Here is a 21890-nt window from a genome sequence, read left to right as displayed (position 1 = left end):
CATCTCATCCATTTATTCCTTGACACGAATATTCTCTGTGGGGAATACTAGTGGTCATGGACGCACTCCTCACCGCGCTCGCCGACCCGGCGCGCTGGCGGCTCGTCACCCTGTTGGCCGAGCGGCCGCGCCCGGTCGGCGTGCTCGCCGAGCTCGCCGGCGCGCGCCAGCCGCAGACCACCAAGCACCTGCAGACCCTCGAACGCGCCGGCGTCGTCGCCTCGCAGCGCAGCGGCCAGCGCCGTGTCTACGCCCTGGAGCCCGGCCCGCTGCGCGACCTGGCCGCCACGCTCAGCCGGCTCGCCGACACCGCGGACGGGGCCGGCGGGGCGCGCGAGACCTTTGACCGCTACGGCCGCAGCCTGCGCGCCGAGCGCGGCGCCGCACAGCGGCCAGGGTGGGCCGACGACCGCTCGTTCACGTTCCGCCGGTCGCTCGCCGGCAGCCCCGAGCAGGTCTGGCGCCACCTGACGGAGCCGGCCCTTCTCGCGGCGTGGTGGGCGCCCGACGACCTGCGCGTCTCCGAGCTCGTCTTCGAGGCCCGGCCGGGCGGGCGGGTGGTCCTGGAGTACCGCGACCTCAAGGACGCCGGCGGCTCGGACCCGGTCGTCGGGCGCGCGGAGGGTGTGGTCGACGTCGCGCGGCCCGCCGAGCGGCTCACCTACCGCTCCTCTCCTCTGCTCCCGGACGGCGGCACCGCCTTCACCTCCCACGTCGACCTCACCCTCCGGCCCGCGGGTCCGGGCGACGGCCCCGGCGACGACCCGGGCACGGAGCTCGACGTCCGCTACGGCATCACGGACAGCACCGTGGACTCCGCGGACTTCGTCGCGGGCATCGAGATCGGCTTCGGCCAGAGCCTCGACAAGCTCGCGGCGATCCTCGCCGCTGCACCTGACAAGAGCAGCCCCAAGACCAGCACCGACAACACGAGGAGCACCCGATGAACGAGCAGACCGGCGCCCGCAGGGTCGTCACCAACATGAGCATCTCCCTCGACGGCCGCTACGCCGGGCCCGACCCCCTGGACATGAGCTGGGTGATGCCGTACGCGATCACCGACGTCGCCCGCGACCACCTGGCGAGCCTCTGGGCGCCCGCGACCACCGCCCTGCTGGGGCGGGTGAACGCCGAGGGCTTCCTCGGGTTCTGGCCCAGCGTGATCGACATGGAGGGGGCCGACCCGCGCGACGTGGGCTTCGCACGCTGGCTGGTCGACGTCGACAAGGTGGTGCTCTCCTCCACCCTCGACCCCGACCAGGCGCCGTGGGAGCGCACGGCCGTCGTCGACAAGCCGACCGTCGAGGCGGTGGCGGACCTCAGGGCGACGGACGGCGGCGACATCCTCGTGCTCTCCAGCGCGAGCGTCATCAAGGACCTCCTGGCCGCCGACCAGGTGGACCGGCTGGCCCTCAACGTCTTCCCGATCTTCCTCGGCGACGGGCCGCGGCTCTTCGACGGCGGCCTGTCCACCGCGAAGTGGGAGCTCGTCAGCCAGACGGCGGGCGAGCACGGCACGCTGGCCCTCGTCTACGACCGGGTGCGCTGAGCCCCGGCGGGCACCGCGCGCCTAGCGCGCGGCGCCTGCCGCCAGCTCCTCCGCGACGCGGGCCGCGTGCCTGGCCTTGTCCTGCGCCTTCTCCGCCCGGCGGGCCGCCCTGGCGGCCCGCTTCGGCGCGCGGTCCTCGGTGCGCCGCTCGAACAGCGTGTAGATCACCGGCACCACGTACAGCGTCAGCAGCGTCGAGGACACGAGCCCGCCGATCACCACCAGCGCCAGCGGCTGCGAGATGAACGCCCCGCCGCCCGTCAGGCCGAACGCCATCGGGGTCAGGGCGAGGATCGTCGCGGCGGCGGTCATCACGATGGGCCGAAGCCGCTGCCGCGCGCCCTCCTTGACCGCCTCGTCGAGCGGCCGGCCGTCGGCCCGGTACTGGTTGATCAGGTCGATCAGCACGATGGCGTTCGACACCACGATGCCGACCAGCATCAGCACACCGATCAGGGCGGCGACGTCCAGCGGTGTGCCGGTCAGCAGCAGCGCACCCAGCGCGCCCGTCGCCGCGAACGGCACGGAGATCAGCAGGATCAGCGGCTGCCCGAGGCTCCGGAACGTCGCGACCATCACCAGATAGACGATGAGGATCGCCGCGATCAGCGCCAGGCCCAGGTCCGCGAACGCGTCGGCCTGGTCGGCCGCGAGGCCGCCGACGCTCACCTCGGCGCCGTCCGGCAGGTCGAGGTCGCCGGTCTCCTCGGTCAGCGTCCGGGACAGCGCGCCGAGGTCTTCCCCGGAGGGGGTCACGGCCACGGTGGCGCTGCGCTCGCCGTCGAGCCGGGTGATCGACGCCGGGGCCGACACCTTCTCGACGGTCACGAGGTCGCTCAGCGGGAGCACGCCCGCCGCCGTCGGCACCTCGATGTCCTCGATCTCGTCCGCCGTCGCCGGCTGGTCGCCGGCCACCACGACGTCGAGCGTCGACCCGCGCAGGTCGACCGTCCCGATGCTCGACTCGTTCATCGCACCGGCCAGCAGCCCCGAGACCGTGGCCTCGGTGAGCCCGACCTCCGCCGCGGCGTCCCGGTCGACGGTCACCTGGACGCCGGTCTGATCGGCGGCCAGGTTGTTCGTCACGTCCGCCACGCCGCCCAGGCCTGTCACGGCCTCCTCGACGGTACTGGCGGCCTCGGCCAGCCCGTCGGCGTCGGCGGCGGTGACCACCAGGTCAACGGTGCTGCCGGCGAAGCCGGAGTCGCCGGCGGCCACGCTGACCTCGCCCGTCAGGTCCGCCGCGTCGAGCGCCTCGCTCACGTCGTCCTGCACGGCCTCGCCGTCGGCGTCGTCCTGGAGCGTGAGCGCGAACGACGCGCCGCCGGCGCCGCCGCCCTGGCCGAACGCGGCGGCCATACCGTCCCCTGACCCGACGGTGGTCTGCACGGTCTCGACGTCGTCGACGCCGGCGAGGACGTCCTCGACCTCCTTGGCGGCCTCGTCCTGGGCCGCCAGTGAGGTACCCGGCTCGAACTCCTGGGTGACCGTGAGCGTGTCCTCGCCCGCGTTGCCGATGAAGTTGGTCTCCATGCGCGGCACCAGCGCCACCGTGCCGGCCAGCAGCGCCACGGCGACACCCAGCGTGACGGCCGGGTGACGCAGCGCGGCCGCCAGGGACGGCACGTACGCGCGCTGCCAGAGCCCGCGGCGCTCCTTGCGCTCGGCCGCCTCGCGCATGGCGACGCCGCCGTCGGCCGAGGCCGGCACCCTGATGAACCAGTAGGCCAGCACCGGCACGACCACGAGCGCCACGACCAGCGAGGCGCCCATCGCGATCGCCACGGTGACGGCGAACGGCTGGAACAGCTCGCCGGCCATGCCGCCGACCAGCGCGATCGGGGCGAACACTGCCACGGTGCACACCGTCGAGGCGGTGATGGCTGCGCCCACCTCGCGCACCGCGGTGACGATGGCGTCCACCCGGTCCTCGCCGTAGGACAGGTGCCGCTTGATGTTCTCGATCACGACGATCGAGTCGTCGACGATGCGCCCGATCGAGATGGTCATGGCCGCGAGCGTCAGGATGTTCAAGGTGTAGCCGGTCAGGTGCATGGCCGCGAACGTCACCGCGAGCGACAGCGGGATCGAGATGGCCGAGACCAGCGTGGCCGGGATCGACGCCAGGAACACGAGGATCACGAGCACCGCGAACAGCAGGCCGAGCCCGCCCTCCGTCGTCAGGCCCTCGATCGACTCCTCGATGAACGGCGCCTGGTCGAACGTGACGGCGGTGCTGATGCCGTCGGCGTCGAGCTCGTCGCGCACGTCGGCCAGCACGTCGTGCACCGCGTGCGACACGTCCACCGTGTTGCCGTCCGGCGTCTTCGTCAGGGCGATGGCGAGCGACGGCTCGCCGTCCAGGCGCGAGAAGGAGGTGGGCGGCACGTCCTGCACGCTGACCTCGGCAACGTCACCCAGGTGCACGACGTCGGGGGCCGGCTCGGCCTCCGGCGCGGCGCCCGGGGCCTGGGGTGCACCCGCTGCGGCGCCCGGGGTGCCCGTGGTGGCGCCGGGGGTGCCCGCGGCTCCCGCGGCGGGAACGATCGGCAGCTTCTCGAGCTCCTCGACGGAGCTGACGGACGTGCCTACCTGGACGCTGCTGGTCTCGCCGTCCTCTGTCACCTCGCCCACCGGCATGACCGTGCCGTTCTCCTGCAGCAGCGACGAGAGCTGTGCGGCGCTGAGCCCGGCCGCGGCGAGCTTCTCGTCGTCCGTCTCGATCACCACCTGGCGCTCGGTGGTCCCGGTCACGGTGACGTCGCGGACGTCCGCGATGCCCGACAGCTCGGGCACCAGGGCGGACTCGATCGCGTCGGTGAGCTCCTGCTCGGTGCCGTCGCCGGAGACCGCGAGCTGCACCACGGGCAGGTCGTCGAGCGAACCGGCCATGACCTGGGGCTCGACGCCCTCCGGCAGGTCGCGGAGGCCGTCCACCGCTGAGGTGATCTCCTGCTCGATCGCGTCGGCGTCGGTGCCGTACTCCAGCTCGACCGTCGTCGTCGAGACGCCCGTCGAGACGGTGGAGGTCACGCCCGTGACGCCGTCGATGGTCTCGACCGCCGTCTCGATCGGGCCGGTGACCCGGTCCGCGACGATCTCGGGCGAGGTGCCCGGGTCGGCGGCGGTCACCGCCACCATCGGCACGTTCATCGACGGGATGAGTTCCTGCCGGAGCTGCCCCATGCTGTAGATGCCGACGACGAAGACGGCGATGGTCGCGAGCGCGACGAGCGCGCGGTTCGCGAGCGACATACGGGCAAGACGGAACACACTGCCTCCAGATCTGGGGTTACGCCGGGTCCCGCGACTCCGTCGGCGCAGTATTTTGCCTAACGCAAAGGATCCGGCCCGGGTTCCCGCCGCGCAACTCCGTCTCGGTGCGGCCGAGGCGGGTGTTCGGAGCGGGTGAAGTTGCCGACTACAGTCGCCCCGTGACCGACCAGACCCACGACCGGCTCGTCGCCGAGCTCGCCGACCTGCACCGCCTGCTCGGCGAGGAGTTCTTCGCCGCGCGGCTGCGTCCCCTGCTGGAGACGGACCTGACCGTGCAGCAGCTTCGGGCGTTGGCGCTGGTCCAGGTCGACCGCGAGTCGACGCCGCAGCGGCTGGCCGAGGCGCTCGGCGTCTCGGCCGCGACGGTCTCCGGGATCCTGGACCGGCTGACGGCCGCAGGCATGACCGTGCGCACGCCGGACCCGGTCGACGGCCGGGTCCGCCGGGTGACCAGCACCGAGAAGGGGGCCGAGGCGATCCGGCGCCTCGTCGCGCACGACGAGGACCTGCCGCCGGACCTCCTCGCCCTGCTCTCCGTCGACGACCTGCGCGCGCTCGTCCAGGGGACCCGCGCCCTGCTGGACGCGGCCCGCCGGCTGACGAGCTAGCCGCCCCGCCCTGCTAGCCGTCCTGCCCCGCTAGCCGCCCTGCCCCGCCAGGTGCGCGAGCACTGCGAGCACCCGGCGGTTGGTGTCATCCGTCTGCGGCAGGCGGAGCTTCACGAAGATGTTGCCCACGTGCTTTCCCACGGTTGCCTCGGTGACGAACAGGCGGCGGGCGATCGACGCGTTCGAGTGCCCTTCCGCGAGCAGCCCCAGCACGTCACGCTCGCGTGTCGTGAGCGCGGACAGCGGGTCGTCCCGCCGCCGCACGAGCTGCCCGACCACCTGCGGGTCCACCGCGGTCCCGCCGGCGCAGACGCGGCGCAGCGAGTCGACGAACTCCTCGACGTCGACCACCCGGTCCTTCAGGAGGTAGCCGACCCCGCGGCCGTCGCCCGTGCCGAAGAGGTCGGCGGCGTAGGAGTGCTGCACGTACTGGCTCAGCACGACGACGGCCAGCCCCGGGTGCGCGGCACGGAGCTCGACCGCCGCCCGCAGCCCTTCGTCCGTATGCGTCGGCGGCATCCGGATGTCGGTGATCACCAGGTCGGGATCGTGGTCGACGACGGCAGCGCGCAGCGCGTCGGCGTCCGCCACGGCCGCGCGCACCTCGAACCCGAACCGTTCGAGCAGGCCGACCAGACCGACGCGCAGGAGGACGCCGTCCTCGGCGACGACGACGCTGATCGTGCCGTTCACGGCGCGCCCTCCGGATCGCACGGCAGCTCGGCGCGCACCGTCGTCGGCCCGCCGGGCGGGCTGGACAGGAGCATCCTGCCGCCCATGACCGCTACCCGGTCGGCGAGCCCGGCCAGCCCGGTGCCCCGCGCGGGGTCCGCTCCCCCGGGTCCGTCGTCGGTCACCTCGACCGTCAGGGTGTCCCCTCTGGGCCCGGTGGCGCGGCGGACCGTCACCCGGGCGGTGCCCGCGGCGCCCACGTGCTTGGCGACGTTGGCCAGGGCCTCCGAGACGACGAAGTACGCGGTGTACTCGACCTTGGGCTCGGGGCGGGGGTCGACCGCGGCGTCGACGTGCACCGGCACGGGTGAGCGGTCGGCGAGCTCGCCGAGCGCGGCGGGCAGGCCCAGGTCGGTCAGGGTCTGCGGCTGGATGCCCTGGATCAGCTCGCGCAGCTCGGTCATCAGCTCCTTGGCCTGGTCGTGCGCGCTGGCGAGGGACCGCCCGGCGGGCGAGTCCTGCGGCACGTCCAGCCGGGCCAGGCCGAGCTGCAGCGTCAGGCTGACGAGGCGCTGCTGGGCACCGTCGTGCAGGTCCCGCTCGATCCGGCGGCGTTCGGCGTCGAACGCGTCGGCGAGGCGGGCACGCGAACGCGACACCTCGACCAGCTCGGCCCGGACCTCGCTCTCGGCGCCGACCAGCAGGCGGCGCGCGACGTCGGCCAGCCCACCGGCCACCACCGTCCAGACGTACCCGACCACCGGCAGCAGCCCGATCCCTGTGGCCGCGAACGGGACCGCCTCGGCCACCGTGGAGACCGACCACGGCCCCAGGGCGACCGGTCCGTCGCCCGGGCTCTGCCCCAGCAGCACGAGCGGGCTGACCGCGTAGAGACCGACGAGCAGCCCGAGCAGGAGCGCCGCGGCCGACACGGCGGGTGCGACCGTCGCGAGCACGAGCAGCCAGCCGACCTCCCGCCACGTCGCCGGGTCGGCATAACGGGCAAGGACCGGGTTCCCGGCCGCACCGTCCGGCACGCCGTGGACCGGGAGCCGTCGCTCCGGCATCGGGCGGCCGTCCACCCAGGCCAGCCGACGCCGCTCCGGCGCCGCCAGGAGCCGGGCGAACCAGGGCCCGAAGCCGACCACGAGCAGCAGCTCGAGCACGACGAGCACCACCGCCGTGTCCGGCGCGAGCGTGCCGGCGGCCGCACCCGTGGCGAGCAGCACCGCCGGGACCACCGAGAGCGCACCGGCGACGGCGCCGAGCGGCAGGGTGCTCAGCAGGTACGCCAGGGACCGCCACGGCCACCAGCTCAGCAGCAGCCGGGGCCAGGTGACGGACTCCAGCGCCGTTCGCGGGCCTACCTCTCGCACGCCGTCATGCTAGACGGCCGCCCGGTGGCCGGCGGGGAAGGTAGTGCTAGCCCTACCTCCGGTTCGGTCCCTGGTGGTAGTGACCGCCCACCAACGCGGATGGTCCCATCGGCACATGCAACCCGTACTCGAGCTCGTGGACGTCACGAAGCAGTACCGCGGCGGCCCGCGCGCCGTCGACGCCGTCACCCTGCGCCTCGGCGACGGCCTGATCGGACTGCTCGGTCCGAACGGTGCCGGCAAGTCGTCCCTCATGCGGATCGCCGCCACGGTGACCAGGCCGAGCGGCGGGCAGGTGCTGTTCGACGGCGCCGACGCGGTGCGCCGGCCCGACGCGCTCCGCCGGCGCCTCGGCTACCTCCCGCAGGACTTCGGCGTGTACCCGCACCTGAGCGCGCCCGAGTTCCTGTCCTACCTGGCCGCGGTCAAGGGGGTCGGCGCCCGCGCCGCCCGGGCGCGGATCGGCGAGCTGCTGGAGATCCTCGACCTCGCCGGCGCGGGCAAGCGGCCGCTCGGCGGCTACTCGGGCGGCATGCTCCGCCGGGTCGGCATCGCCCAGGCGCTGCTCACCGATCCCCGGGTGCTCGTCGTCGACGAGCCGTCGGCCGGGCTGGACCCCGAGCAGCGCGTGGTGCTGCGCAACCTGCTGAGCGACCTCGCCACCGACCGGGTGGTCGTGCTCTCCACCCACATCGCGTCCGACATCGAGTCCGTCGCCTCCGACATCGCGATCATGGCGGGCGGCCGGCTCCTCGTGCGCGGCGCCCCGCACGACGTGCTGCGGCTCGCCCAGGGGCAGGTGTGGGAGGTGACCGTCCCCGCGGACGCGCTCCAGGTGCTCCGCGAGCGCCACGTGATCAGCAAGCAGGTGCGCACTCCCGCGGGGATGCGGGTGCGTGTGCTCGCCGCCTCCGCGCCGGTCGCCGACGCGGTCCCGGTCGCCCCGGACCTCGAGGACGCCTACCTCGCCGTGGTGCACGGCTCCCCCGCGAACGCGGACGTCGTCCGATGAGCGCCCTGCTGGGGATCGCCGTCGCCGACTTCCGCGAGCGCACCCGGCGGCCCGCCTACCTGGTCACGCTGGCCGCGGCGATCGGGCTGGGGTGGCTGGCGATCCCGCCCGCCGACTCGGTGTGGGTGATCATGAACGCCGGGGGCTACCGGGGGCTGTACGACGGCGCCTGGGTCGGCACCGTCACGGCGCTCGCGGGCGGGCTGTGGCTCATGCTCGGCGGGTTCTACGTGGTGCGGGGAACGATCACGCGTGACCGGCTCACGAGGGTGGGGCAGGTGCTCGCGGCGACGCCGCTGTCCCGTCCCACCTATCTCCTGGGCAAGCTGCTGAGCAACTTCCTGGTCCTTGCGTCGATGGCGGGGGTGCTCGCCGGGACGGCGCTCGCGCTCCAGGTCGCGCGGGGCGAGTCGTACACGGTGGACCTGGCAGCACTGCTGGCGCCCTTCGCGCTGTTCACGCTGCCCGTGCTGGCGGTGACGTCGGCCGCCGCGGTGCTGTTCGAGACGGTCCGGCCGCTGCGCGCGGGCCTCGGCAACATCGTGTGGTTCTTCGTGTGGACGTTCCTGCTGATCGGCAGCGGCGGCGTGCCGTTCGGTGGTTTCGGGCTGGTGGTCGAGTCGATGCGAGCGTCCGTCGTCGAGCAGGGCCTGCCGCGGGCCGGCGGGTTCAGCCTGGGCCTGACCGGCATCGACGAGCCGTTGCGCGTCTTCGACTGGGACGGGCTCGTGCCGACCGGCGAGCTCGTGGCCGGACGTCTCGTGGTGCTCCTGGTCGCGGTCCTGGTCGCTGTGCTCCCGGCGTTGTGGTTCGACCGGTTCGACGTGGCCCGGGCGGCCGAGGCGCGGCGGGGTGCGGTCGCTGCTGGGACGGGGGTGGGTGCGGCACATGCCACGGAGCTCGGGGCGGACATCGCTGCTGCTGCCGCGGCGCCGGGGGGTGCCGGTTCGCTGTCCGCCGGTTCGCTGACGGCCGGTTCGCTGACGGCCGCTCCGGTCGGACGGCGACCGGCCCTGGCTCGGATGGTCGCCGGGGAGCTGCGCGTCCTGACGTCGGACCTGTCCAGGTGGTGGTGGCTCATCGCCGCCGGGCTGAACGTCGCGGCGGTCGCCTGGAACGGGCCGGGGACGGCGATGCTGGCGGCGGCCTGGATCTGGCCGGTCCTCGTCTGGTCGCGGCTGGGTACGCAGCACCTCGAGCACGGCATGGACACCCTGCTCGGCGCCTACCCGGGCAGCCTGGACCGGACGGCCGCGCAGTGGCTGGCCGGGGTCGCGCTCACGGCGGGGACCGCCGTCGGACCGCTGGCGGGCATGCTGCTCGACGGCGACGCCGTGCGTGCCGCGCACTGGGCCGCCGGTGCGCTGTTCATCCCGTCGCTCGCGCTGCTGCTCGGCACCGTCACGCGCACCCCGCGCGTGTTCCAGGTGCTGTACCTGATCGCCTGGTACCTCGCGGCCAACGACGTCGCGGCATTCGACCACATGGGCATCGTGCTGGACGGCGCCGGCCACCCGGCGGGCGCGAGCGCCGTCGCCGTCGGCGGTGCCGCGTTCGGCCTGACCGCGGCCGCGCTCGCGGTCCGGCGCGTCCAGCACCTGTTGCGCTGACGGTCCGACCGCCCCGGCATCCTCGTCACCGTCGCCTCACAACGGCCGTCCACGTAGGGTGAGGTCCGTGCCGGACACCCCTGCTGCCCCCGAGCCGTTCGTCGCGCGGACTGCCCCCGAGGCGATCGAAGACCTCCGTGCGCGGCTGCGGGCGACCCGCTGGCCCGACGCCCCCGAGGACGCCGGCTGGTCGCTCGGCACCGACCTCGACCACCTCCGTGAGCTGGTCGCGTACTGGGCTGACGGGTTCGACTGGCCGGCGCAGGAGGCCGCGCTCGCGCGACTGCCCCGGTTCCGCGTCGGGGTGGGCGGGCACGGGATCCACTTCGTGCACGCCCGCGCGGCGGCTCCGACCGGTCCGGTGCTTCCCCTGGTCCTCTGCCACGGCTGGCCGGACTCGTTCTGGCGGTACTCCAAGGTCGTCTCGCTCCTGACCGACCCGGGCTCGCACGGCGCCGACCCGGCCGACGCGTTCGACGTCGTCGTCCCCGACATGCCCGGCTTCGGGTACTCGGACCGGCCGACCGGGGCACCGCTGAGCTCGGTCGCCGTCGCCGGGCTGTGGGCCGAGCTCATGCGGACGCTCGGCTACGAGCGGTTCGGGGCCGCGGGCGGGGACCTGGGCAGCCACGTGAGCCGGTACCTCGCGCTCGACCACCCCGACCGCGTCGTCGCGGTGCACCGCACGGACGGGGGCCTGCCCGTCTTCGCCGGCGACCCGGCGACGCTCACCGCCGCGGAGCGGGCGTGGTTCGCCGAGGCCGCGACGTGGAGCGCGACCGAGGGCGCCTACGGCGCGATCCAGCGCACCAAGCCCCAGACCGTCGCGGCGGCGCTCAACGACTCCCCCGCCGGGCTGGCGGCCTGGATCGTCGAGAAGCTGCAGTCGTGGAGCGACGGCGGCGTCGAGCGCGGCTACACCCAGGACGAGATCCTCACCAACATCACGATCTACTGGCTCACGGGCACCATCGGGTCGTCCATGCGGATGTACAACGCGAACGCGGCCATCCCCGCGCAGCAGCTCACCCGCCGGGTCGAGGTGCCGTCCGGGTTCTCCATCTTCCGCAGCGACGTCGTCCGCCCGCCGCGGGCCTGGCTCGAGCGCACGGCCAACACGGTCCGCGTGACGGAACCCGACCGGGGCGGGCACTTCGCGGCCTTCGAGGAGCCCGAGCTCTACGCGCAGGAGCTGCGCGACTTCTTCCGCCCGTACCGACCGAGGAGCCACTGATGCGGACACGAACACTGGGATCCGGGACGAGCAGCCTCGAGGTCTCGGCCATCGGCCTGGGCTGCATGGGCATGAGCGAGGGTTACGGTCCCAACCCTGGAACCCGCGAAGAGATGATCGCGGTCCTGCGCGGTGCGGTCGACCGCGGGATCACCCTCTTCGACACGGCCGAGGTGTACGGCCCGTTCGTCAACGAGGTGCTGGTCGGCGAGGCGCTCGCCCCGGTGCGCGACCAGGTGGTCATCGCCACGAAGTTCGGGTTCAAGCTCGACGAGGAAGGCCGGAGCGTCGGGACGGACAGCCGCCCCGAGCGCATCCGTGACGTGGCCGACGCCGCCCTGCGGCGGCTCGGCACGGACGTGATCGACCTCTTCTACCAGCACCGCGTCGACCCTCAGGTCCCGATCGAGGACGTCGCGGGCGCCGTCGCCGAGCTGATCGAGGCGGGCAAGGTGCGCCGGTTCGGGCTGTCGGAGGCAGGAGCGGACACGATCCGTCGCGCGCACGCGGTCCAGCCGGTCACGGCGTTGCAGAGCGAGTACTCGCTGTGGACCAGGGACCCCGAGCCCGAGATCCTGCCGGTGCTCGAGGAGCTCGGGATCGGGTTCGTCCCGTTCAGCCCGCTCGGCAGAGGGTTCCTCACGGGTGCGCTGACCTCCGCGACGCAGCTCACCCAGGACGACATGCGCACCGGCCTGCCGCGCTTCCAGGCGGACAACCGCGACGCGAACCAGGCGTTCGTCGAGCTGCTCGGCGCCGTCGCGGCCCGCAAGGGCTGCACGACGGCGCAGGTCGCGCTCGCCTGGCTGCTCGCCCAGAAGCCGTGGATCGTCCCGATCCCCGGGACCCGCCGGACGAGCCGTCTCGAGGAGAACATCGGCGCCGCCGACGTCGACCTCACCGCCGCTGACCTGGCCGAGATCGCGGTCGGCGCCGAGCGGATCCAGGTCAGCGGCGAGCGCTACACGGAGGCGATGCTCCGCATGACGGGCCTGTAGGGCCTGCGCGCACCAGCCTGCTGACTGACCGCCAGACGTCACCAGGATGCCGACTCGCCGCGCCGTGCGATCGTCCGCGGCACGCCCCAGGGGTTGTCGTCGCGCAGCGGCGGGGGCAGCAGCTCCTGCGGGGCGTCCTGGAAGGTGACCCCGCGTAGGAACCGGCCGATCGCCGCCGTGCCGACCGATGTCCCGTCGGTCGTCGTCGCGGGCCAGGGCCCGCCGTGCTGCATCGCCGGCGTGACAGCGACGCCCGTCGGCCAGCCGCCGAGCAGGATCCTCCCTGCGTGCCGGGCCAGGCGGGCCACCAACGAACCCGCCTCGTCGTCGGCCTCCCCAGCCCCCAGGTGCAGCGTCAGCGTGAGGTTCCCGGGAAACAGCTCGCCGACGACGGCGCCCAGGTCCGTACCGTCCGGGTACTCCACGATCACGGAGAACGGCCCGAACACCTCGTCGAGCAGCGCCGGCCCGGCGCTCCGGAGCAGGTCGAGCGGGACGGCGACGAAGGTCGGCGTCACCCAGCCCTGCCCGTCGTCGTCCCGGCGGAATCCGCCCCGGTGCACCATCCGGACGCCGTCCACGCCCAGCACCTGCGCGACACGCCGCTCGTACCCGTCGGCGATCGACGGGTTCAGCAGCCGGTACTCCGGCACCTGCGCCGCGGCGGCGGCCACGACGTCGTCGTACTCGGCGCCCTGCGGGACGAGGAGGAAGCCCGGCTTGGTGCAGAGCTGGCCCGCCGAACCGGACACGCTCGCCACGTACCCGGCCAGCAGCTCGGCCGCCCGCTCGCGGAGCGCCGCCGGTGAGACGAGCACCGGGTTGACGCTGCCCAGCTCGCCGAAGAACGGGATCGGGTCGGGCCGTGCGGCGGCCCGGGCCGCGAGGAGCTGACCGACCCGCTGCGACCCGGTGAACGCGGCGGCCCGCACCGCCGGGTGCTCGACGAGCGCGATCCCGGCGTCCTGCGAGGTGACGAGCTGCAGCGTGGCCTCAGGCAGCCCGGCCTCGGTCAGCGCGGCCGAGACCAGGTCCGCCACCCGCTCGGACAGCAGCGGGTGCCCGGGGTGCGCCTTGACGATCACGGGGCAGCCCGCCGCGAGCGCCGCCGCGGTGTCCCCGCCGGCGACGGAGAACGCGAACGGAAAGTTGCTCGCCGCGAAATTCAGCACGGGACCGACGGGCCAGAGGCTGCGGCGCAGGTCGGGTCGGGGGCCGAGGACGAAGTCGGGGTCCGCCTCGTCGAGGCGGACGTCGAGGTAGGCGCCGTCGGTCACCACGTGCGCGAACAGGCGCAGCTGCACCCCCGTGCGCCTCAGCTCGCCGCGCAGGCGGGCCTCGGCGAGTCCGGTCTCCTCCTGGGCGACGGCGACGAGCTCGTCCGCATGGTCGGCCAGCGCGGCCGCCGCGGCGCGCAGCCCCGCGGCGCGGACACCGGGTGTCGTGCGGGAGAGGTCGTCGAAGGCGTCGGCGGCCCGGCGGGCGACGTCGTCGACGGTGCGGTCGAGGTCGGGTGCCGCGGTGGCGGTCATGGGTCGGCTCCTCAGCGGTGGCGGGTCGGGTCGGGCGGCGGGTCGAGCAGGCCGAGTCAGAAGACGAAGCCCGTCGGGAACGGGTCGCTGGGATCGAGCACGTAGCTGGCGGTCCCGGTCACCCAGGCGCGCCCGGTGATGGTCGGTACGACGGCGGCCACCCCGGCGACGTCGGTCTCGGCGACCAGGCGGCCGACGAACCGGCTGCCGATGAACGACTCGTTGACGAAGTCGGTGTGCAGCGCGAGCTCGCCGCGGGCCCAGAGCTCGGCCATGCGGGCCGAGGTCCCGGTGCCGCAGGGCGACCGGTCGAACCAGCCCGGGTAGATCGCCATCGCGTGGCGCGAGTGTCGTGCGTCGGAGCCCGGGGCGATGAGCTCGACGTGGTGGCAGCCCTCCACGCCGTCGAGCGAGGGGTGCATGGGCATGGCGGTCTCGTTGATCGCGTCCATGATCGCGAGCCCGGCGGTGAGCAGGTCCTGCTGGCGCGTCCGGTCGAACGGCAGCCCGAGATCGTCGAGGTCGACGAGCGCGTAGAAGTTGCCGCCGAACGCCATCGAGTACGGGACCGTCCCGTAGCCGGGCACCTCGATGACCTGGTCGAGCGCCGTCACGAAGCTCGGCACGTTCTCGATGGTCACGGCGTCGGCGTGGCCGTCGCTGACGGCCACCTTGGCGACGACGAGCCCGGCGGGCGTGTCGAGCCGGATCTCGGTGACCGGCTCGACGACGTCGACCATGCCCGTCTCGACGAGGACCGTCGCCACGCCGATGGTGCCGTGCCCGCACATGGGCAGGCAGCCGGACACCTCGATGTAGACGACGCCCCAGTCGCAGTCGGGCCGGGTCGGCGGCTGGAGGATGGCGCCGCTCATCGCGGCGTGCCCCCGCGGCTCGTTCATGAGGAACAGCCGGAGGTCGTCCAGGTGCTCCATGAAGTACAGCCGCCGGTCGTTCATGGTGTCCCCGGGTATGACCCCGACACCCCCGGTCACGACCCGTGTGGGCATCCCCTCGGTGTGCGAGTCGACGGCGCTGATGGTCCGACTGGTACGCATGCTGTCTCCTTGGTCCGTTGAGTGCTGGGTATTTGCCCTGTCGAATCCTTTCGAGAGGGCAAATATCCAGCACTCAACGGGAGGCGATGTAGGTGAGGGCCTGCTCCGTGTCCTTGCGGACCTGGGCCTCGTGTTCTGCCGACAAGGGGCCGCGGGGCGGGCGGGTGGGACCACCGTAGCTCTGGCCGGCGAGGTCGATCGAGAGCTTGATCGCCTGCACGAACTCGGTGCGGGAGTCCCAGCGGAACGCCGGCACGAGGTGCCGGTACAGCTCGCGCGCCTCGGCGATCCGCCCCTCGGTGACCAGGGTGTACATCTCGACCGCCTCGCGCGGGAACGCGTTCGGGTAGCCGGCGAACCAGCCGGTGGCGCCCGCCACCAGCGACTCGAAGAGCAGGTCGTCGGCGCCTGCGATCACGTCGAGCTCCGGGGCCAGCTCCTTGATCTCCAGCACGCGCCGCACGTCGCCCGAGAACTCCTTGACGGCGACAACGTTCTCGAGCTGGGCGAGCTCCGCGAGGAGGTCGGGCGTGAGGTCGACCTTCGTGTCGATCGGGTTGTTGTAGATCATGATCGGCAGGCCGACCTCGTCGACGGCGGCATAGTGCGCGATCACCTCGGACCGGTTCGCGCGGTAGAGCGTGGGCGGGAGCAGCAGGACGGCGTCCGCGCCGTCCTCCTTCGCGAGCTCCGCCCAGTGCTTGGCCTGGTGCGAGCCGACGCCGTGCACGCCGGCGACGACGAGACCCCGGTCCCCGACGGTGGCGACGGCGGTCTGCACGACCTTGCGGCGCTCGTCGTCGGTCAGCGACGAGTACTCGCCGAGCGAGCCGTTCGGGCCGACGCCGCGGCAGCCGTTGTCGATCAGGAACTCGCAGTGCGCGGCGAACCGCTCGTAGTCGACGGCGAGCCCGGCGGGGGCGGACGCGTCCGGCTTGAAGGCGAGGGTGGTGGCGACGATCACGCCGCCGAGGTCGAAGCGCTGGTTCATGTCCGGTCTCCTGAGGTTCGTGGGATTGTGGTGGGCGGGTCGGGTAGGGCTGTCAGGTCGCCCAGCCGGACCGGGACGACGAACGGACGGCGGTCCATGGTCGGCGCGGCGCCGGGCGCACCGTCGCCGGCGGCCGCCGGGTCGGCCAGGAGCTCCTGGAGCGTCCGGCCGCACATGCGCGCCTGGCACGGGCCGAGCCCGGCGCGGCTGGTGAGCTTCACGGAGCGCGGCTCGTGCGATCCGGTGAGCTCGACGACCTCGCGCACGCGCCCGTAGGTGGTCTCCTCGCAGCGGCAGACGACGGTGTCGTCGCGCAGCCAGCCGGTCCAGCCGCCGCGGATGCCGTGTGCGGCCTCGATGCGTGCCGCGAAGCCGTGCGCCCGGGTGCGTGCCCGGCCGGCCGCACGGGCCGCTCCGGTGCCGGTGTCGCCGCCCGCCGCCGCGGTCCCGGCCACCGTGCCCTCGGCCAGTGCGGCGTCGGCGCCACCGATACCGGTGACCTCGCCGGCGGCCCACACCCCGGGCACGGACGTGGCCTGGGTCTCGTCGACCACCACGAACCGGCTCGGCGTGAGATCGCACCCGGCGGCGACCGCCAGCTCGAGGCGCGGCGTGAAGCCGTGGCTCACGCACACCGCGTCGGCCTCGACCTGCCGCTCCGTCCCGGTGACCGGTGCCCAGCGTTCGTCGAGCCGCGCCACGGTCACCGCCTCGACCCGCCCGTCGCCGTGCGCGGCCACCACCGCCTCGCCGGGCCGCCACGGCACGCGGTGGCGCACCAGGTCGCGAACGTATCCGGCCAGCTCGCCCGCCTTGCCGGCGGCCCAGGCCAGCGCCAACGGCCGGTCCAGCCAGCCGCGGGCGAGGGAGCCGAGCCGGCCGGCCTCGTGCACGCCGACGACGTCGGCGCCGGTCCGCAGCAGCGACGACGCGACGGGCAGCAGGAACGGGCCCGCCCCGGCGACGACGACGCGCCGTCCGACCGCCACCCGTTCCCCCTTCGCCAGCGCCTGCGCCGCCCCCGCCGAGTAGACGCCGGGCAGCTCCCAGCCGGGGAACGGCAGGGTGCGGTCGTGGGCACCCGTCGCGAGCACCAGAGCGTCGGGTTGGAGCGCCAGGGCCTCTCGCGCCGCGCCGTCGGGCTCCCCGACCAGGACGTTGAGCCGGACACCGGAGTCGAGCCGTTCGAGCGACCAGACCTGGGCCGAGGGCAGCACCGTGACGTCCGGGTGCGCCCGCAGGACGGCGTCGAGCTCGACGAAGGTCGCCCACCTGTGGTGCAGCAGACCCTCGCGGCGGGCCGGGCGTTCGGCCGGCAGGTGGAGCCAGTACTGGCCGCCGAGCCCGTCGGCGGCGTCGAGCAGCGTGACCCTGGCGCCCACGCTCGCGGCGGCCCGCGCGGCCGCGAGCCCCGCCGGGCCCGCGCCGACGACGACCACGTGTCTCGTCGCGTCGCTCATCGAGCCTCCCCCGGTCCGCCCTGCCGGGTCACGACGTCGCCGTCCTGCGCACGCCGCAGGCACGCGCGCACGTCCCGCAGGCCGTTGACCTCGACGAGGCAGTCGAAGCACACGCCGATCCCGCAGAACACGCCGCGCGGCGCCCCGCCCGTCGTGGTGCGCCACTCGCGCCGTCCGGCACCGAGCAGCACCCCGGCGATCGTCTGACCGGCCGTCCCGGTGACGGGTTCGCCGTCGACCAGGACCGTCAGCGGGCGGTCAGGCCCCGGCTCGACCAGGTCCCGCTCCGGGAGCATGCGTCGCGACGTCAAGACAACACCTCCCCGCGAGCGCCCTCCGACATGTCAGACGCAGGGGTCACCCGAGTAACCTGTACGTCTGACACGTCGGCGGGCCGAAGGTCCCGGAGCGTCTGCCGGTCGGCGGCGTACGGGCTGGGATCCACCGCGGGCTCGAACCCGAGCAGCGCCGCGGCGAGCAGGTCGCCGGTCGCGGGAGCCAGTCCGACGCCGGCGCCCTCGTGGCCCGTCGCGAACCACAGCCCGGCGCGGACGGGGTCCTGGCCGATCACCGGCAGGTGGTCGGGCATGTACGGGCGGAAGCCCAGGTAGGACCGCATCACCTGGGTACGCGCCAGGAACGGGAACACCGCTACCGCGCGCCGCGCCAGCTCGGCGGGCACCTCGGCACGGAAGCGCTCGTCGAACCCGACCTGCTCACGGCTCGACCCGATCAGCACCGTCCCGCCGCGTGTGGACTCGATGACGGCGGAGGTCTGCAGCTCGGCGCCCGCCGACTGCGTCGCGGCGAAGTAGTCGCCGTCGTAGACCTTGTGCCGGATCCGCTGGTGCATGGGGGTGGTCACGAGCACCATCCCGCGGCGGGGGCGCACGGGAAGCCAGGAGCCGAGCCGTCGGGTGACCTCCGCCGACCAGGGGCCGGCCGCCACGACGACGGCGCCCGCGGCCACCTCGCCCTGCGACGTCACGACGCCGGCGAGAGCGCCGTCGGCCCCGAGCAGCGGGCCGGTCACCTCGACGCCGGTACGGACCTCCGCGCCGGCGCGACGCGCGGACGCGAGCAGCGCCTCGGCGGCCGCGACGGGCTGCACCTGGGCGTCCTGCGGGTAGTGGACGGCCCCCACGACGCCGGGCGCCAGGTCGGGTTCGAGCTCGCGCGCCTCCTCGGCGGTCACGACCACCGCGTCGACGCCGGACGCGCGCTGCGCCTGGGCGAACCCGCGCAGTCCGGCCAGGCCGTCAGCAGACGTGACCACCACCAGGCCGCCCTTGACCTCGTGCTCGACCGAGGGGAACCGGGGCCCGAGCTCGTCCGCCAGCTCGTCCGCGAGCGCGGCCCACCGGCGCAGCGACACCTTGGCGAGCTCCAGCTCCGGGCCGGGGCCCTTGTCGGAGACCAGCAGGTTGCCCTCACCGTGGGCGCTGGTCGCGGCGGCGGCCGGCCCGCGGTCGAGGACGGTCACCCGGGCGCCCGCCCGGGCGAGGGCGCGCGCGCAGGCCGCGCCGAGTATCCCGGCGCCGACGATCACGACGTCCGCTGCCACATCCATCCCCTCGACGAGTTCCTCTTGCGCGATCCGACAAGCCCGACCGACGTCGGCGTCAGTCCTCCGGCTTGCCCGCCCACGTACCGAGCGAGTGCCCGATGTGCCGCTCCATGAGCGCCTTGGCGCCCGGCCCGTCGCCGGCGGCGAGCAGGTCGAGCAGCTCGTGGTGCTCCTGGGCCGAGCTGGCGAGCGTGCCGCTCGCGACCATCGTCGACAGCCCGAGCAGGCGCGCCCTGTCGCGCAGGTCGGCGACGATCTCGCCGGCCACCGGGTTCCCCAGCAGACCCATGAGCCGCAGGTGGAACGTCTGGTCCGCCTGCAGGTACGCGACCAGGTCGCCGGTGCGCGCACCCTCGACGATCTCGTCGGCCAGCGCGCGGAACTCCGCGAGCTGCCCGACGGGGAAGGACTTGGCCAGCCGCTCCATCCAGACCGGCTCGATCACCAGCCGGACGGCGGCGACGTGCCGCAGGGTCTGGTCGCTCACGCGGGTGACCCGGAACCCCTTGTTGCGGACCGCCTCCAGGAACCCGCGCCGCTCCAGGTCCAGCACCGCCTCGCGCACCGGCGTCGCCGACACGTCGAACCGTGCGGCGAGCGTCGGCACGGACACGAGCTCACCGGGTTCGAGCTCACCGGCGACGATCGCCGCAACGAGGGCGCGGTGGACCTGCTCGCGCAGGCTCGCGACCGGCGGTAGACGACGGACCGACGGGGTGGGTGTTGTGGCGCTCATGCTGCACTCCTGGGTGGTCAGGCCTGGCTAGTAGTATATTACACGGGATGCGAACCCCGTCGCCAACGGCGCCTGAGGGTACCCGAGGCCGGGCGGAACGGCCTGGATGCAGGGGTCGAGATCGGCAATGCGGCGCGGAAACGCGTCGTTTACATTCACCCCATCGACACCGCCACCGTCGATCAGTAGAATATCACGCATCACATATCGCTGATCGATGGACCGAGAGCGGAGGACGATGCGGAACGACGCCAGGACAACGGCTCTGCAGCGCGCGGCCCAGGTGACGCTCACCGACGGCCTGCTGGGCCGGTGGCAGCAGCGCAACACCGCCGCGACCCTCCCCCACGTCGTCGAGCAGGTACGGGCCTCCGGAGCCCTCGACAACATCCGCCGGATCGCCGAGCGGACCGGCGAGCCGTTCCGCGGCGGCTACCCGTTCATGGACACCGACGTCTACAAGACGCTGGAGGCGGCCGCGTACGAGCTGGCCCGTGGCGGAGACCCCGAAGACGCGGCGCACGAGGACGCGACCGTCCGGGCCTTCTACGAGGAGGCGGTGTCCCTCGTCGAACGTGCCCAGGCCGACGACGGGTACCTGTCGACGTTCCACCAGGGCCCAGGCGCGGTCGCGCCGTGGACGGACCTGGCCGGAGGGCACGAGCTGTACAACCTCGGCCACCTGATCCAGGGGGCGCTCGCCGCCACGCGCAGGCTGGGCGACGACCGGCTGCTCGCGGTCGCCCGCCGGTTCGCGGACCTCGTGGTGGGCCGGTTCGGCGAGGACGGCCGTGCGGAGTACTGCGGCCACCCGCAGATCGAGACGGCGCTCGTCGAGCTGTACCGCGAGACGGGTCACGAGCCCTACCTGCGTCAGGCCGAGCTGTTCGTCGAGCGGCGCGGGTCCGGCCTCTTCGCGCACGCGCCGTTCGGGCTCGCGTACTACGTGGACCACGCGGCGCTGCGCGACCTGGACACGGTGACCGGGCACGCCGTGCGCATGGTCTACCTGGCGGCCGGCGCCACCGACGTCGCCGTCGAGCGCGGCGACACGGCCGCGATCGACCACCTGCTGCGCCTGTGGGACGACATGGTGCGCACCAAGTCCTACGTCACGGGCGGGATCGGGTCGCGACACTCGGACGAGGCGTTCGGCGACCGGTACGAGCTGCCTTCCGAACGCGCCTACGCCGAGACGTGCGCCGCCATCGGCACCATGCAGTGGGGCTGGCGGCTGTTCCTGGCCACCGGGAGCGCCACGGTCCTGGACCACGTGGAGCGGGTCCTCTACAACGGGTTCGCCGCGGGCGTCTCGCTGGACGGCACCCGCTTCTTCTACGACAACCCGCTGCAGCGCCGCCCCGACCACGCCGACGGGCGGCCGGTCGATCCGGCGGAGCCGCTGCGCCGCCGGTGGTTCGGCTGCGCCTGCTGCCCGCCGAACGCGGCGCGCTGGATCAGCGCGCTCCAGGACCACGTGGCGCTCGAGACGCCGGACGGCCTGATGATCGCGCTGCTCACCGCGTGCCGCGTGCGTTCAGCGGCCCTCTGCGTCGACGTCGTGACCGACTACCCCTGGGACGGGCGTGTCACGGTCCGCGTGCTCGCCGCCCAGGACGAGCCGTCGACGCTGACGCTGCGCATCCCGGGCTGGGCGACGGCGCCGCGGGTCACCGTCGACGGCGAGCCGGTCGAGAACACAGCCCCGGACGGCTGGCTGCGCCTGACCCGGGTGTGGCGGCCGGGCCACGAGCTGGTGCTCGACCTGCCGATGCCTCCGACGCTCGTCGTCTCGCACCCCGCCGTCGACGCGACCCGCGGGGCCGTCGCCGCCGTGCGCGGGCCGGTGGTGCACTGCCTGGAGCAGACGGACTCCCCCGCGCCGGTCGACGAGCTCGTCGTGCACGACGTCGGCGACGCGCCGCCGCCGTCCGACGACCCGCCCGGCGACCCCGTGCTGCGGCATGCGCTGACCGCTCACGTGAGCCGGCGGGCCGCGCCGTCGGACGACCCGTACCCGACCGCGCACCGAGACAACCCTCCTACCTCGTCGACGACGACGCAGGTCCCGCTGGTGCCCTACCACCTATGGGCGAACCGCGAACCCGGGGCGATGCGGGTCTGGCTCCGGCACACCTGACCGGACCCGGCCCACCCGAAGCCTTCTGCCCGCACGCCCCTTCCCGTACGCCCCCTCGACGCCCCGGCGTC

At 73.9% G+C, this 21890-nt stretch carries 18 protein-coding genes; 8 read left to right on the top strand and 10 right to left on the bottom strand.

Annotation, left to right across the window (positions count from 1 at the left end; all coding sequences use genetic code 11):
* Positions 1-56: 56 nt before the first annotated feature.
* Both ACFWE2_RS02850 and ACFWE2_RS02845 read left to right on the top strand, forming a co-directional pair.
* The gene (locus tag ACFWE2_RS02850) at positions 57-947 is read left to right on the top strand and encodes a metalloregulator ArsR/SmtB family transcription factor (protein WP_377222692.1); all 891 of its coding nucleotides are present in this window, start codon (positions 57-59) and stop codon (positions 945-947) included.
* Positions 944-1549, top strand: coding sequence for a dihydrofolate reductase family protein (locus tag ACFWE2_RS02845; RefSeq protein WP_377222691.1), 606 nt, complete (start codon positions 944-946; stop codon positions 1547-1549). The genes ACFWE2_RS02850 and ACFWE2_RS02845 overlap by 4 nt, the downstream gene beginning before the upstream one ends.
* Before the next feature lie 21 nt (positions 1550-1570).
* Here ACFWE2_RS02845 and ACFWE2_RS02840 read toward each other — a convergent pair whose 3' ends face one another.
* Positions 1571-4804 carry an efflux RND transporter permease subunit gene (locus ACFWE2_RS02840; RefSeq protein WP_377222690.1) on the bottom strand — a complete coding sequence of 1078 codons (3234 nt, stop codon included), beginning with the start codon at positions 4802-4804 and terminating at the stop codon, positions 1571-1573.
* A 179-nt stretch (positions 4805-4983) separates the two neighbouring features.
* On the opposite strand from ACFWE2_RS02840, the gene ACFWE2_RS02835 reads away from it, so the two are divergent.
* The gene (locus tag ACFWE2_RS02835; RefSeq protein ID WP_377222689.1) at positions 4984-5433 is read left to right on the top strand and encodes a MarR family winged helix-turn-helix transcriptional regulator; all 450 of its coding nucleotides are present in this window, start codon (positions 4984-4986) and stop codon (positions 5431-5433) included.
* Positions 5434-5463: 30 nt separating this feature from the next.
* On the opposite strand, the gene ACFWE2_RS02830 is transcribed toward ACFWE2_RS02835, so the two are convergent.
* Complete coding sequence (locus tag ACFWE2_RS02830; protein WP_377222710.1) at positions 5464-6114, bottom strand: LuxR C-terminal-related transcriptional regulator; 651 nt, start codon at positions 6112-6114, stop codon at positions 5464-5466.
* A gap of 8 nt (positions 6115-6122) precedes the next feature.
* Positions 6123-7481, bottom strand: coding sequence for a sensor histidine kinase (locus ACFWE2_RS02825; RefSeq protein WP_377222688.1), 1359 nt, complete (start codon positions 7479-7481; stop codon positions 6123-6125).
* Positions 7482-7596: 115 nt separating this feature from the next.
* Here ACFWE2_RS02825 and ACFWE2_RS02820 point away from each other — a divergent pair, with 115 nt between their 5' ends.
* From ACFWE2_RS02820 to ACFWE2_RS02805, 4 genes are all read left to right on the top strand, one after another.
* Positions 7597-8493 carry an ATP-binding cassette domain-containing protein gene (locus tag ACFWE2_RS02820; RefSeq protein ID WP_377222687.1) on the top strand — a complete coding sequence of 299 codons (897 nt, stop codon included), beginning with the start codon at positions 7597-7599 and terminating at the stop codon, positions 8491-8493.
* A complete protein-coding gene (locus ACFWE2_RS02815) occupies positions 8490-10103 on the top strand; it encodes a hypothetical protein (protein ID WP_377222686.1) in 1614 nt (537 codons plus the stop codon). The genes ACFWE2_RS02820 and ACFWE2_RS02815 overlap by 4 nt, the downstream gene beginning before the upstream one ends.
* A 67-nt stretch (positions 10104-10170) precedes the next feature.
* Positions 10171-11337, top strand: a complete 1167-nt coding sequence (locus tag ACFWE2_RS02810) for an epoxide hydrolase family protein (protein ID WP_377222685.1) — start codon at positions 10171-10173, stop codon at positions 11335-11337.
* Positions 11337-12335: an aldo/keto reductase gene (locus ACFWE2_RS02805; RefSeq protein WP_377222684.1), complete on the top strand. Its 999-nt coding sequence runs from the start codon at positions 11337-11339 to the stop codon at positions 12333-12335. The genes ACFWE2_RS02810 and ACFWE2_RS02805 overlap by 1 nt, the downstream gene beginning before the upstream one ends.
* A 38-nt stretch (positions 12336-12373) precedes the next feature.
* Here ACFWE2_RS02805 and ACFWE2_RS02800 read toward each other — a convergent pair whose 3' ends face one another.
* The 7 genes from ACFWE2_RS02800 to ACFWE2_RS02770 all read right to left on the bottom strand — a co-directional run bounded on the left by ACFWE2_RS02800 (position 12374) and on the right by ACFWE2_RS02770 (position 19679).
* Positions 12374-13867 (bottom strand): aldehyde dehydrogenase (NADP(+)), encoded by a 1494-nt coding sequence (locus tag ACFWE2_RS02800; protein ID WP_377222683.1) that lies wholly within the window; start codon positions 13865-13867, stop codon positions 12374-12376.
* Between the two features lie 56 nt (positions 13868-13923).
* Positions 13924-14925 carry a proline racemase family protein gene (locus tag ACFWE2_RS02795; protein WP_377222682.1) on the bottom strand — a complete coding sequence of 334 codons (1002 nt, stop codon included), beginning with the start codon at positions 14923-14925 and terminating at the stop codon, positions 13924-13926.
* A gap of 73 nt (positions 14926-14998) precedes the next feature.
* Entirely contained in the window at positions 14999-15916 is a 918-nt protein-coding gene (locus ACFWE2_RS02790; protein ID WP_377222681.1) for a dihydrodipicolinate synthase family protein, read from the bottom strand.
* The gene (locus ACFWE2_RS02785) at positions 15913-17376 is read right to left on the bottom strand and encodes an FAD-dependent oxidoreductase (protein ID WP_377222680.1); all 1464 of its coding nucleotides are present in this window, start codon (positions 17374-17376) and stop codon (positions 15913-15915) included. Before ACFWE2_RS02785 ends, ACFWE2_RS02790 begins: the two co-directional genes overlap by 4 nt.
* Entirely contained in the window at positions 17373-17687 is a 315-nt protein-coding gene (locus ACFWE2_RS02780; protein ID WP_377222679.1) for a (2Fe-2S)-binding protein, read from the bottom strand. The genes ACFWE2_RS02785 and ACFWE2_RS02780 overlap by 4 nt, the downstream gene beginning before the upstream one ends.
* On the bottom strand, positions 17684-18946 hold the full coding sequence (locus tag ACFWE2_RS02775; RefSeq protein ID WP_377222678.1) for an NAD(P)/FAD-dependent oxidoreductase: 1263 nt from the start codon (positions 18944-18946) through the stop codon (positions 17684-17686). Before ACFWE2_RS02775 ends, ACFWE2_RS02780 begins: the two co-directional genes overlap by 4 nt.
* Positions 18947-18998: 52 nt before the next feature.
* A complete protein-coding gene (locus tag ACFWE2_RS02770) occupies positions 18999-19679 on the bottom strand; it encodes a GntR family transcriptional regulator (RefSeq protein WP_357506185.1) in 681 nt (226 codons plus the stop codon).
* Positions 19680-19896: 217 nt separating this feature from the next.
* Between ACFWE2_RS02770 and ACFWE2_RS02765 the strand changes: the two genes are divergently transcribed.
* Positions 19897-21819, top strand: a complete 1923-nt coding sequence (locus tag ACFWE2_RS02765; protein WP_377222677.1) for a glycoside hydrolase family 127 protein — start codon at positions 19897-19899, stop codon at positions 21817-21819.
* Positions 21820-21890 lie beyond the last annotated feature (71 nt).

Source organism: Promicromonospora sp. NPDC060271, assembly GCF_042726755.1.
Classification (GTDB): Bacteria; Actinomycetota; Actinomycetes; order Actinomycetales; family Cellulomonadaceae; genus Promicromonospora.
The sequence above is the reverse complement of the archived record's forward strand: the minus strand, read 5'-3'. Positions and strand labels throughout refer to the sequence as shown.

Excerpts from the sequence above, each read along its gene's own strand:
- ACFWE2_RS02850 (WP_377222692.1), top strand. The coding sequence starts at position 57 with ATGGACGCACTCCTCACCGCGCTCGCCGACCCGGCGCGCTGGCGGCTC.
- ACFWE2_RS02845 (WP_377222691.1), top strand. The coding sequence starts at position 944 with ATGAACGAGCAGACCGGCGCCCGCAGGGTCGTCACCAACATGAGCATC.
- ACFWE2_RS02840 (WP_377222690.1), bottom strand. The coding sequence starts at position 4,804 with ATGTCGCTCGCGAACCGCGCGCTCGTCGCGCTCGCGACCATCGCCGTC.
- ACFWE2_RS02820 (WP_377222687.1), top strand. The coding sequence starts at position 7,597 with ATGCAACCCGTACTCGAGCTCGTGGACGTCACGAAGCAGTACCGCGGC.
- ACFWE2_RS02815 (WP_377222686.1), top strand. The coding sequence starts at position 8,490 with ATGAGCGCCCTGCTGGGGATCGCCGTCGCCGACTTCCGCGAGCGCACC.
- ACFWE2_RS02805 (WP_377222684.1), top strand. The coding sequence starts at position 11,337 with ATGCGGACACGAACACTGGGATCCGGGACGAGCAGCCTCGAGGTCTCG.
- ACFWE2_RS02800 (WP_377222683.1), bottom strand. The coding sequence starts at position 13,867 with ATGACCGCCACCGCGGCACCCGACCTCGACCGCACCGTCGACGACGTC.
- ACFWE2_RS02795 (WP_377222682.1), bottom strand. The coding sequence starts at position 14,925 with ATGCGTACCAGTCGGACCATCAGCGCCGTCGACTCGCACACCGAGGGG.
- ACFWE2_RS02790 (WP_377222681.1), bottom strand. The coding sequence starts at position 15,916 with ATGAACCAGCGCTTCGACCTCGGCGGCGTGATCGTCGCCACCACCCTC.
- ACFWE2_RS02785 (WP_377222680.1), bottom strand. The coding sequence starts at position 17,376 with ATGAGCGACGCGACGAGACACGTGGTCGTCGTCGGCGCGGGCCCGGCG.
- ACFWE2_RS02775 (WP_377222678.1), bottom strand. The coding sequence starts at position 18,946 with ATGGATGTGGCAGCGGACGTCGTGATCGTCGGCGCCGGGATACTCGGC.
- ACFWE2_RS02770 (WP_357506185.1), bottom strand. The coding sequence starts at position 19,679 with ATGAGCGCCACAACACCCACCCCGTCGGTCCGTCGTCTACCGCCGGTC.
- ACFWE2_RS02765 (WP_377222677.1), top strand. The coding sequence starts at position 19,897 with ATGGACCGAGAGCGGAGGACGATGCGGAACGACGCCAGGACAACGGCT.